General features: G+C 70.2%; 1 protein-coding gene (only partly in view). It reads left to right on the forward strand.

Annotation, left to right across the window (positions count from 1 at the left end):
* Positions 1 to 13,386 carry the start of a non-ribosomal peptide synthase/polyketide synthase gene (locus tag HR086_RS00485; protein ID WP_174464524.1) on the forward strand. 33,306 nt of this gene lie beyond the right edge of the window, so 13,386 of the gene's 46,692 nt are visible here — the first part of the coding sequence; it begins with the start codon at positions 1 to 3; its stop codon lies off the right edge, out of view.

A 13,386-nucleotide genomic window follows, 5' to 3' on the forward strand; every position in this document is an offset into this window, starting at 1 on the left:
ATGCATGCTCCCTTTCGAATCCTCAATGACGCCCTCCGTGTGCGCGCAGTCGGAGAGTCGTCGCGGCAGCCGCTCTACACCTTCCTCGGAGAGTCGGACGGCGACGAAGCCGCGCTGACCGCACCCGAGCTGGAGCGCCAGGCACGTCGCATCGCCGCCGCGCTGCAAGCGCGTGGGGCCGTGGGCCAGCGAGTGCTGCTGCTCTATCCGCCGGGGCTCGACTACCTCGCGGGTTTCTTTGGCTGCTTGTATGCGGGCGCGGTGGCGGTGCCCGCCTATCCGCCGGACCCGACGCGGCTCGAGCGCACCCTTCCCCGCTTGCGCGCCATCATCCAGGACGCGGAGGCGACGGTGGTACTCACCACGTCGGGCATCCTGGGCCTGGCGGACTTCGTCTTCGAACAGGCGCCGGACTTCCGAGCGCTTCAGTGGTTGTCCACGGATGACCTGCCCGTGGGCGGCGAGGACGCGTGGCGCGAGCCCGACCTTGGCTCCGACACGCTGGCGTTCCTCCAGTACACGTCGGGCTCCACGGGGACGCCCAAGGGCGTGATGCTGTCCCACGCCAACCTGCTGCACAACCTGGGGCTCATCTCCGGTGCGTTCCAGGTGCGCCGCGACAGCGTGGGCGTCATCTGGCTGCCGCCGTACCACGACATGGGGCTGATTGGCGGCATCCTCCAGCCGCTGTTCGGCGGCTTCTCCGTGGCGTTGATGTCACCGATGTCCTTCCTCCAGCGTCCCATGCGCTGGCTGGAGGCCGTGTCCCGCTTCCGGGGCACCGTCAGTGGAGGCCCGAACTTCGCCTTCGAGTTGTGCGCGCGTCGCGCCACCTCCGAGGATGTGAAGGCGCTCGACTTGAGTTCGTGGGAAGTGGCGTTCTGCGGAGCGGAGCCCATTCGAGCCGCGACGTTGGACCGCTTCGCGGAGGTGTTCGCTCCGGCGGGCTTCCGTCGCGAGGCGTTCTATCCCTGCTATGGGCTGGCCGAGGGCACGCTCATCGTCACCGGTGAGCAGAAGGGCCGCGTTCCTCGCGTGCACGTGCTCGACGAGGCTTCGCTGTCTCGTGGCACCGCTGTCCTCGCATCTCCGGAGACCCCGGGCGTCCGCGCGCATGTGAGCTGCGGTGCGACGCTGGCCGAGCAGCGGCTGCTCATCGTCGATCCCGAGACGAAGGTGCAGCGGGCTCCGGGTGAAGTGGGCGAAATCTGGGTGTCCGGCGGCAGTGTGGCGCTGGGCTACTGGCACAAGCCCGAGCAGTCGCAGGAGACGTTCCAGGCACGCCCCGTGGGCGCCGAGGACGGACCTGCCTATCTGCGCACGGGGGACCTGGGACTGCTCCTCGATGACGGGCAGCTCATCGTCACCGGGCGTCGCAAGGACCTCATCATCCTGCGGGGTAGGAACCTGTACCCGCAGGACGTGGAGGCCGTGGTGGAGCGCGCGCATCGGCGCGTGCGGCCCGGTGGCGTGGCGGCCTTCGGAATCGAGACGCCGGAGGGTGAGGCCCTCGCGGTGGTCGCGGAGGTAGCGCGCGAGCTTGCGGAGTCGGGAGACACCGAGGCGCTGACCGCCGTGGCGGACTCGGTGCGGCAGGGCATTGCCCGTGAGCTGGAGGTCCAACCCAGGACGGTGGCACTGCTTCCGCCCGGCTCCATCCCGAAGACGTCGAGCGGGAAGATCCAGCGCTTCGCCTGCCGGGCGGGCCTGGCCTCGGGCGAGCTGCCCGTGCTGTGGCGCTCGGACCTGAACCTCGGGGGCGCACCTGGGACGACTCGGGATGCAACCGCTGGGGTCGTTGAGAGGGAGCCTCGAGCAACCGGGTCGTCGCTGCTGGGCACCGCTTCGTCCGTGAACGTTGGTGGGACCGCGGACGCTCAGTCCGGCACCGCGTCGACGATGGGCGTCGGCGTGGCCGCACAGTCCGGAACCGCATCGACGGTGGGCGTCGGCGTGGCCACTCAGCCCGGCACGGCATCGACGGTGGGTGTCGGTGTGGCCGCTCAGTCCGGCACCGCGCCGTCCGCGAGCGCCGACGTGGCGGTTTCCGCTGGCGCGCTCGTGGAACCATCCGCGAGGACTTCGGGCTTGTCCTCCGCGGAGCTGGAGCGCGCGCTTCGCGAGGAACTCTCCGCCGTACTGGGTGCCTCCGCTGGCACCGTGGACCTGGATGCTCCGTTGACCCGACTGGGGATGGACTCCCTGGGCGCGGCCGACCTTCAGGTGCGCATCGAGAAGCGCCTGGGCGCGCGCATCTCCGCCGCCACGCTGCTTCAGGACGTCAGCCTCCGGGGCCTCATCAGAGAGGTTTCGACGGGGGCCCAGGGCTCGCTCGCACCGCGTTCCGGTCCGGTGGCGCGGGGCAGCGCGAACACAGGGCCCCTGCCGGCCTCCTTCGCGCAGCAGCGACTCTGGTTCATCCAACAGCTCGAACCGGCCTCGACCGCCTACCACATCCCCCTCGCCTTCACGTTGCGGGGACACCTGGACACGGCCGCGCTGGAGCGCGCGCTGAACGAACTGGTCCGTCGCCACGACGTGCTGCGGACCACGCTCACCTCGAAGGACGGTGAGCTGCTCCAGCACGTCCACGCACCGACGCCCGTGGCCATCGAGCGAGTCGTCACTGACGCCGATGACCTCGCGGACCGCGCCTCCGTGCTGGATGCCGTGGCCGTACGAGATGGCCAACGTCCCATGGACCCGGCGACGGGTCCGCTGCTTCGCTTCAGCCTCGTGTGCTTCGCGGCCGAGGACCATGCCCTCGTCGTCTCCGTACACCACCTGGTGGCCGACGGCTGGACCGTGGGCCTGATGGCGCGCGAGCTGGCCACCCTCTACGGGGCCTTCAGCGCGGGACAACCTTCGCCCCTGTCCGAGCCGGCGCTCCAGTACGGAGACTTCGCCGCGTGGCAGCGTGAACACCTCACGCCCCAGGCACTCCGGAAGGAGCTGACGTGGTGGAAGCAGGCGCTCGCGGAGGCCCCCTCTCTGCTCGCCCTTCCCACCGACAGACCTCGGCCGCAGCGCCTCTCGTTCCACGGTGCGCGCCGCTCGCGGCTGTTGCCCGCGGCGCTGATGGCGCAGTTCCATGCCTTGGGCCGACGTGAAGGCGTCACGCCGTTCATGAGCGTGGTCGCCGCGCTGTCCACCGTGCTGCATCGCTGGAGCGGACAGGCCGACTTCGTGCTCGGCTCCGCCATCTCCGGCCGCGAGGTCCCCGGCATTCGCGGGCTGATGGGCGACTGCACCAACTTCATCCCTCTGCGCGTACGGCTCCCGTCCGAGTCCACCGTGACGGGGCTGCTCGCGGCGGTGAAGCAGAGCACCCTGGGCGCGCTGGCCCACGGGCATTGCCCGTTCGACCACGTGCTCGCGGCCGTGCAGCCCGGTTCGCAGCGGCGCGAGCTGTACAACGTCGCCTTCGTCCTCGACGACTACGACATTCCGCGCGACCTGGCCGTCGGCAACGGCCTGACGCTGGGCGTGTCGCTGCTGGACAACCGCACCACCGAGCTGGACCTGACGTTCGAGGCCGCGCACGGGCCCGACGGCCTGCTCATCGGCTGCAAGTACGCGTCGGACCTCTTCGATGCGGAGACCATCGACCGGCTGCTCGGCCACCTCGAAGTGGTGGTGGGCGGCATGGTGGACGCTCCCGGCCAGCGCATCGCCGAGCTGCCCTTGATGACAGAGGCCGAGCGTCAGCACGTGCTGCACGCCTGGAACCCCCGCACCGAGTCGCCGAGCGACAGCACGCTGGTGGAGCGCTTCGAGGCGCAGGTGGACCGCACGCCGGACGCCGTCGCAGCCACGTTCGAGTCCAGTCACCTGACGTACCGCGATCTGGATTCACGCGCGAACCGGCTGGCCCAGGTGCTGCTGCGCCATGGCGTGGGCCCCGACGTCCTCGTCGGAGTGTGCCTGGAGCGCGGGCTGGACCTCGTCGTGGCCCTGATCGGCATCCTCAAGGCTGGCGGTGCGTACCTGCCGCTGGACCCGTCGTATCCCCGGGAGAACCTCGCGTTCATGCTGGAGGACGCGCAGGCCCCCGTCCTCATCACGCAGACCTCGCTGGAGGACCGCGTGCCCGCGCCCGGTGCCGCCGTGGTGCGTCTGGACACCGAGCCGTCCGACTCCACCCCCGCGCCTCGCCCGCCGCGCTGCAACGCCCCGAGCGACCTCGCCTACGTCATCTACACCTCCGGCTCCACGGGGCGCCCCAAGGGCGTGATGGTGCGGCACGACAACGTCGTGCGCCTCTTCACCGCCACCGACGCGTGGTTCCAATTCGGACCCGAGGACGTGTGGACGCTGTTCCATTCCTACGCGTTCGACTTCTCAGTGTGGGAACTCTGGGGCGCGCTGCTCTACGGCGGCCGGCTGGTGGTGGTGCCGTACTGGGTGAGCCGCTCTCCCGAGGCCTTCCATCGGCTGCTCGCGGACGAGCGCGTCACCGTCCTCAACCAGACGCCCACCGCGTTCCGCCAGCTCATCCATGCCGAGCAACAGGCCGCCGCGCGCGGGCCGCTCCCCACGCTGTCCCTGCGCTACGTGGTCTTCGGCGGTGAAGCGCTGGACATGGCCGCGCTGCGTCCGTGGTTCGAGCGGCACGGAGACGCGCGCCCGACGCTCGTCAACATGTACGGCATCACCGAGACGACGGTCCACGTCACCTACCGTCCCGTGCGGATGGAGGACGTGGAGCGCCCCTGGTCCAGCGTGATTGGCGCGCCGATTCCGGACCTTCAAATCTACCTGCTGGATGCGCTCGGCCAGCCCGTGCCCGTGGGCGTCCCGGGAGAAATCCACGTCGGTGGTGCAGGTGTGGCCCGTGGCTACCTGCGGCGTCCCGAGCTGACCTCCGCGCGCTTCGTGGAAGACCGCTTCGGCCCCGTACGCGGACGCAGGCTGTACCGCGCGGGAGACCTGGCGCGACGCCTGGCCAATGGAGACTTGGAGTACCTGGGCCGCATCGACAACCAGGTGAAGATTCGCGGCTTCCGCATCGAGCTGGGGGAGATCGAATCGGCGTTGAGCACGCATCCCTCGGTGCGAGAGACCGTGGTGATGGCCCGCGAGGACTCGCCGGGAGACAAGCGCCTGGCGGCGTACGTCGTCCTCGGGGACCTGGACACGTCGGGCACCGTGGAGCAGACGGCGCAGTGGAAGGCCGTCTACGACGAGACCTACGCCCAGGGGGAGCGCAGCGAGGACCCCACCTTCGACATCTCCGGCTGGAATGACAGCTACACCGGTGGGCCGCTCCCCGCGCCGCAGATGCGCGAGTGGGTGGACACCACGGTGCGGCAGATCCTCGCCCTGCGTCCTCGCCGGGTGCTGGAGCTGGGCTGCGGCACGGGCCTCCTGCTGTACCGGCTGGCGCCTCGGTGCGAGGCGTACTGGGGCGTGGACTTCGCCCGGCCCGCGTTGGATCGCATCGAGCAGCAGAAGGAACGACTGGGCGACTCCCTTCGCTCCGTCTCCCTGCTGCATCGAAGCGTGGATGACCTGTCCGGCATCGAGCCCCACTCGTTCGACACCGTCATCCTGAACTCCGTCATCCAGTACTTCCCGAGCGGCGACTACCTGCTCCAGGTCCTGAGCGGAGCGGTGAAGGTGCTCAAGCCCGGGGGCCGCATCTTCCTGGGCGACGTGCGCAACCTGGAGCTGTTGGAGTCCTTCCGTGCCTCGGTGCGCCTGCATCGCGCTCCGCCCAACCTGTCGACGCCGCAGCTCCAATACCGCGTGCAGCGAGACGTGCTGGCCGAGGAGGAGCTGGTCCTCTCGCCTACGTACTTCACCTCGCTGCCCGCGCGGGTGCCGGGCATCTCCCGAGTGGAGGTCCTGCCCAAACACGGTCGCTACGACAACGAGCTGAGCCGCTTCCGCTACGAGGTCATCCTCCACGTGGGCGAGGCCACCGCGGCCTCGCGTCCTGACTGGGTGGATGGAAGCAACCTGTTGCTGGAGACCCTGCGCCAGAAGCTCGAAGCCCAGCCTTCGATGCTGGCCGTGCGCGGCCTGCCCAACGCCCGAGTGCTCGATGACACGCGCCTGGTCACGCTGCTCTCCGGCTCCGGCCGGCCGCCGCACGTGGGCGCGCTGCGCGAAGTGCTCCGCGACTGGCCCGGCTCACGAGGCGTGGAGCCGGAGGACCTCTATGCCCTGGGCGGAATGATCGGCTACGACGTCCGGGTGAGCTGGGCCGGCGCGCATGCGGACGGCGCCCTGGACGTGGTGTTCTCACGCCCCGGCGAGGCCTCTCGACTCGACCTCACCCCGGAGGCAGCTGGAGATCTCACGCCCGTGTCGCGACTCGCGAACGACCCGTTGCGCGGGGCCCGGAGTGCTCGCGAAGTGGCGCGCATCCGGCAGTCGCTCATGGAGCGTTTGCCGCCGCACATGGTGCCATCGGCCTTCGTCGTGCTGCCGTCGCTGCCGCTGACTCCCAGTGGCAAGGTGAACCGTGGCGCGCTGCCTGCTCCGGAAGCGGACCGCTCCGTCATCGAGGACGAATACCTCGCGCCGAGAAACCCCACCGAGGAGGCCATCGCTCGCATCTTCTCCGAGGTGCTGGGGCACTCCCGCGTGGGTGCCCGGGATGACTTCTTCGCGCTCGGCGGACACTCGCTGCTGGCCACGCAGGTGGTGACGCGGCTGCGCGCTCAGCTCGGCGTCTCGTTGTCCCTTCGCACCCTCTTCGAAGCGCCCACCGTCGAACGGCTCTCCGAGCGCATCGCTCCGCTACAAGGCTCGGCTCCGACACCGAGCGAGAGCGTGCCCCTGGAGCGCCTGACTCGCTCCGGAACGGTGGACGCGCTCGCCGTGTCCTTCGCGCAGCAGCGCCTCTGGTTCCTGGAGCAGCTCCAGCCCGGACAGGCCGCGTACAACATCCCCGTGGCCCTGCGGCTGACGGGACGACTCGACGTCGAGTCCCTGCGTCGGACCTTCGCGGAGGTCGTCCGTCGGCACGAGCCCCTGCGGACGACGTTCACCTCGCGCGATGGCCAGCCCGTGCAGCTCATCCATCCGGCGCCCGAGGCCTGGCCCCTGACGGTCGCGGACCTGAGCACCCTGGAGTCCTCCGCGCGCGAGGCCGCCGTGGAGCACCGTGTCTCCGAGGAGGCGCACCACGCGTTCGACCTGGAGCACGGCCCCCTGCTGCGCACGGCGCTGCTCCGACTGGGAGCCGAGGAGCACCTGCTCCTGCTGTGCATGCACCACATCGTCTCCGACGGCTGGTCCATGGGCGTGCTCGTGCGCGAGGTCGCCATGCTCTATGCGGCCGTCTCCTCGGGCCGCGCGGCCTCCCTCCCCACACTCCCGGTCCAGTACGCCGACTACGCGGCCTGGCAGCGGCGCGTGCTGGAGAACGAGACCGAGAACACCCAGCTCGAAGCCTGGCGCTCGCACGTCCAGGGGACCCCCGTCCTCGAGCTGCCGACGGACTTCCCGCGTCCCGCCGTGCGCGGCTCGCGCGGCGCGACAGAGTTCTTCACCGTGCCGGGTGACCTGGTCTCCCAGTTGGAGAAGCTGGGCCAGTCCGAGGGCGCCACGCTCTTCATGGTGCTGCTCGCCACCTGGCAGACCCTGCTCGCGCGGTACTCCGGCCAGACGGACTTCTGCGTGGGCACTCCCGTGGCCCATCGCACGCGTCCGGAGCTGGAGGGGCTGATTGGCTTCTTCGTCAACACGCTCGCGCTGCGGGCACAGCTCGCGGGCGACCCGACTTTCGTGGAGCTGGTGGGCCGGGTGCGCGAGGAGTCCCTCGCGGCCTTCGCTCATCAGGACGTGCCTTTCGATCGACTCGTCGAGGCCCTGGGCGGAGAGCGCGACCTGTCGCGCACGCCCGTGTTCCAGTCGGTGTTCGTGCTCCAGAACGCTCCGCTGCAGCCTCCAGCGCTGCCGGGCCTGAGCGTGGACCTCCTGCGGACGGCGACGACCACCTCCAAGTTCGACGTCACCGTTTCGCTGATGGAGCGCTCGGGCGCCCTGGAGGGACAGCTCGAGTACAGCCTGGACCTCTTCACCCCGGACACCGCGCGGCGACTGGTCGACCACTTCCAGCGCTTGCTGCGCGGCGTGGTGGAAGACGCGCGACGCCGGCTCTCCGCACTGCCGCTGATGTCCGAGGCCGAGCGACACCAGGTGCTCGTCTCCTGGAATGACACCCGCGCCGAGTACCCGTCCGAGACCACGCTCCACGAGCGCATCTCCGTGCACGCGCGGGCCAGACCCGACGCCGTGGCAGTGGTTCACCAGGGCCACGGGCTCAGCTACGCGGAACTCGAGGCACGCTCCAACCAGCTCGCGCGCCACCTCCTGGCCCGGGGACTGGGGTCGGAGCCTCGCGTGGGCCTGCTCCTGCCGCGAAGCACGGAGCTCGTGGTCGCCATGCTCGGTGTCGTGAAGGCTGGTGGCAGCTACGTGCCCCTGGATCCGGCGTGGCCCGAGCAACGACTCGCCTTCGTCATCGCGGATGCCGGCCTCTCCACGGTGCTCACGCTGGAGGCTGTCGCCTCGGTGCTCCCGTCCGTCGCGCCTTCGCGCGTGTGCCTGGACTCCGAGTGGGCGCACATCGCGCGCCAGTCGACAGACGAAGTGACGATCTCGACGAGCCCGGACCAGCTCGCCTACGTCACGTACACCTCTGGATCGACGGGCATGCCCAAGGGCGTGGCCGTCACCCACCGGGCCGTGCTGCGTCTGGCGTCCGGCCTGAGCCTCGCCACCGGACCCGAGGACGTCGTCCTCCAGATTTGTGCGCCCACGTTCGACCCGCTCGCCCTGGAGGTCTGGACCACGCTGCTGTCCGGCGCACGGCTCGTCGTGTACCCGGCTCAAATGCCCGAGGTGACAGAACTCGCACGCATCCTCGTCGAGGAGCGAGTGACCGCCGCCTTGCTGCCCACCGCGTTGTTCGACGTGATGCAGCAGCATCAACCGGAGGCCCTGGCCCAGGTGCCTTGGCTGATCGTGGGTGGAGACGTGCTGCCCGTGCCCCGGGCGCGGGAACGACTGGCCCAGGGCCGCTCGCTCATCAACGCCTATGGCCCCACGGAAGTCTCCGTCGCCACCACGCAGCACCCCCTCAACCCGGGTGACACGCTGGGCGACTCGATTCCCATCGGTCGCCCCCTGGCCAACACCCACGTCTACGTCGTGGACCCGAGCCTTCGGCCCGTGCCCGTGGGTGTTCCGGGCGAGCTGCTCATCGGTGGAGCGGGACTCGCTCGGGGCTACCAGGGCCAGCCCGCGCTCACCGCCGAGCGCTTCGTCCCGAATCCCTTCGCCTCCACGCCCGGCGAGCGGCTGTACCGCTCGGGAGACCGCGTGCGCTGGCGTCCGGACGGCACCCTCGAGTTCCTGGGGCGCATCGACTTCCAGGTGAAGGTGCGTGGCTTCCGCATCGAGCTGGGTGAGGTGGAGTCCGCCCTGCGCGCGCACGCCGAGGTCGGTGAGGCCATCGCGGTGGTCCGTGAGGACGTTCCGGGTGACAAGCGACTGGTGGCCTATGTCTCGCCGGCCACCGTGGACACGGAGTCGCTTCGCGCCCACCTGCGCCAGCGCCTCCCTGAGTACATGGTGCCGAGCGCGTTCGTCGCGCTGGAGTCGTTGCCCCAGACGTCCCACGGCAAGGTGGACCGCAAGGCCCTGCCAGTCCCGGACTTCGCTGCGGGAGCCTCCAGCTTCGAGGCCCCCCAGACGGAGCTCCAGCGTCAGCTCGCGGACGTGTTCCGCGAAGTGCTGCGCGTGGAGCGTGTGGGCCTGCATGACGACTTCTTCCTGCTGGGCGGGCACTCGCTGCTCGCCACGCAGGTGGTGACGCGACTGCGTGCGCGGCTGGGGAGCACGCTGTCGCTGCGCGCGTTCTTCGAGGCGCCCACCGTGGCGCGACTCGCGGAGCGACTCGAAGCCTCGCTCGCGGCGTCCGCCTCCGAGCTGCCGCCCCTGGTCGCCCTGCCCCGCGCTCCAGAGGGAATGGAGCTGTCCTTCGCCCAGCAGCGACTGTGGTTCATGGACCAGCTCCAGCCGGGACTCGTCGCGTTCAACATGCCCGCCGCGCTGCGACTGCGTGGGACGCTCCAGGTGGACGTGCTGCGCCGTGCCTTCCAGGAGGTCGCCCGTCGTCACGAGACGCTGCGCACCACCTTCACGTCCCGCGAGGGGCGGCCCGTGCAGTACGTCCATCCCGCGCCCGAGACCTGGGCGCTGCGAATCGAGGACCTGAGCGCGCTGGAGCCTTCCGCGCGCGAGGCCACGGCCGCGCGCCGCATCAGCGAAGAGGCACACCGTCCCTTCGACCTGGAGCGCGGCCCATTGCTGCGCACCGCGCTGCTGAAGCTCGGGGAGCAGGAGCACGTCCTGCTGCTGTGCATGCACCACATCATCTCGGACGGCTGGTCCGTGGACGTGCTGGTGCGCGAAGTCGCCGAGGTCCACACCGCGCTCCTGGAGAACAAGAGCGCGGCGCTCCCGGAGCTGCCGGTGCAGTACGCCGACTACGCGGCGTGGCAGCGGCGAGTGATGGAAGACCGCGCGGTGAGCGCGCAAGTCGACTGGTGGCGCTCGCGGCTCCAGGAGGCTCCCGTGCTGGAGCTTCCCACGGACCATGCACGTCCCGTGTCCCGCAGCTTCCGGGGCGCCATGCACTCCTTCTCGTTGCCCGCGGAGCTGGTGTCGGCCCTGGGGGTCGTCGGTCGCGAACAGAGCGCGACGCTGTTCATGGTGCTGCTGACCGGCTGGCAGGCGTTGCTGGCGCGGTACTCGGGGCAGCGCGACTTCACCACGGGGACCACGGTGGGTCACCGCGAACGGCCGGAGCTGGAGGGGTTGATCGGCTTCTTCGTCAACACCGTCCCACTGCGGTTCCAGTGGGACGAGGACCCCACCGTGGCCACCATGGTGCGGCAGGTGAAGGAAGTCGCCCTGGCGGCCTTCTCTCATCAGGACGCGCCGTTCGACCGGGTGGTGGAAGCCCTCGGCGGGGAGCGAGACCTCTCGCGCACGCCGCTGTTCCAGACCCTCTTCGTGCTCCAGAACACGCCGATGCGGGCGCCGTCGCTCACGGGCATGCAGGTGGACCTGCTTCCGTGCACGACAGACACGGCGCGCTACGACCTCACGCTCTCCCTGATGGAGCGGGAGGGCGCGCTGGAGGGACAGCTCGAATACAGCACCGACCTCTTCACCGAAGCGACGATCCACCGGATGGCGGAGCACCTGCGCGTGGTGCTCCAGGCGGTGGCTCGCGGAAGTCTGGAGCAGCGCCTCAGTCAGCTGCCCCTGATGACCGAAGCCGAGCGTCATCAACTGCTGCGCGACTGGAACGACACGCGGGTGGAGCTGCCCGCCGTGGCGACGATTCCCGCGCTGTTCTCCTCGCAGGTCGCCCGCACGCCGTCGGCCGTGGCCGTGGAGCATGACGGTCGGACGCTCACGTACTCGCAGATCGACGAGCGGTCCAACCAGCTCGCGCACCACCTGCGCACCCTGGGCCTGGGCGCCGAGTCGCGCGTGGGCGTGTGCCTCCACCGGGGACTGGAGATGGTGGTGGGGGTGCTCGGCATCCTCAAGGCCGGGGGTTGCTACGTGCCCCTGGACCCATCGTACCCGGCGCATCGGCTCGCGTTCCTGTTCGAGGACTCGGGCGTGGCGGCGGTGCTCACGCAGGCGTCGCTGGAGGACGAACTCCCCTCGGGCTCGCAGCCCCTGGTGAGCCTGGACTCCGAATGGAGCGTCATCGCGCGGCAGCCCACGCACGCGGTGAACGCGGACATCGGACCGGACCAGCTCGCGTACGTCACGTACACCTCCGGCTCCACGGGAACGCCCAAGGGCGTGGCCATTCCACACCGAGGCGTGGTGCGCCTGCTGACCGGTGCGCGCTTCGTCGACCTGGGCCCCAAGGAAGTGGTGCTCCAGCTCGCGCCGCTGGCGTTCGACGCGTCCACCCTGGAGCTGTGGGGCGCGTTGCTGCATGGCGGACGGCTGGTCATCTACCCGCACGCGACGACGGACCTGGAGGAGCTGGGCCAGGCGCTCGTGCGGCACGAGGTGTCGCTCCTCTGGTTGACGGCCGCGCTGTTCGACCAGATGCAGCAGCACCAGCCGGAGGCCCTGGCCCGGGTTCCGCAGCTCCTCGCGGGCGGCGATGTGTTGCCCGCGCCACGGGTGCGCGAGCGACTGGCCAGTGGCCGGGGTCTGGTGAACGGCTACGGCCCCACCGAGGGGACCACCTTCACCGCCTGCCACCGGATGTCACCGGGTGACGAGGTGGGGACCTCCGTCTCCATCGGTCGGCCCATCGGCAATACCCAGGTCTTCGTCCTCGACGACGCTCTTCAGCCCGTGCCCGTCGGTGTCCCGGGTGAGCTGTTCATCGGCGGAGACGGTCTGGCCCGGGGCTACCTGGGGCAGCCCGCTCTCACCGCGGAGCGCTTCGTTCCTCATCCGTTCTCCTCCACGCCGGGCGCTCGGCTGTACCGCTCCGGAGACCGGGTGCGGTGGACAGAGGACGGCACGCTCCGCTTCCTGGGCCGCACGGACTTCCAGGTGAAGGTGCGGGGCTTCCGCATCGAGCCGGGCGAGGTCGAAGCCTCGCTGCGCACCCATCCGGGGGTGCTCGAAGCCACGGTGGTGGTGCGCGAGGACACACCGGGCGACAAGCGCCTGGTGGCGTACGTGGTGCCCGCGACGCTGGAGAGCGGCGCCCTGCGTGAGCACCTGCGTCGTCAGTTGCCGGAGTACATGGTGCCGACGGCGTTCGTCGCGCTCGACGCCCTGCCCCTGTCCCCCAACGGCAAGGTGGACCGCAAGGCGCTGCCGACGCCGGAAGTGTCCTCGTCCTCGCCTGTCTCCGAGGATGCCCTTCCCCTCCTCCAGCAGCAGCTCGCGGCCCTGTTCCGCGAGGTGCTGAAGGTGGACCGGGTGGGTCCGGACGACGACTTCTTCGAGCTGGGTGGCCACTCCCTGCTGGCCACGCAGTTGGTGACACGGGTGCGCGCGCGGCTCGACGTGGACCTGCCGCTGCGCGTGTTGTTCGAGGCCCCCACGCTGGCGGGGCTGGCGCAGCGAATCGAGGCGCTCATGCTGCACGCCTCGCGCACGGCGATGCCGCCGCTGCTGACGGTGGCCCGTGACGAGGCGATGCCCCTGTCCTTCGCCCAGCAGCGCCTGTGGCTCCTGGAACAGCTCCAGCCGGGCCAGGCCGTCTACAACGTGCCCGTGGCGCTGAAGATGTCCGGCGCGCTCGACGTGGACGTGTTGAGGCAGACCTTCGCCGCGCTGGTCCTCCGGCACGAGGTGCTCCGGACGACCTTCCTCGCCCGTGAAGGCCTTCCGTTCCAGCGCATCCAACCCGCGCCGACGCGCTGGTCCCTG

Source organism: Myxococcus sp. CA039A, from assembly GCF_013336645.1.
Taxonomy (GTDB): domain Bacteria; phylum Myxococcota; class Myxococcia; order Myxococcales; family Myxococcaceae; genus Myxococcus; species Myxococcus llanfairpwllgwyngyllgogerychwyrndrobwllllantysiliogogogochensis.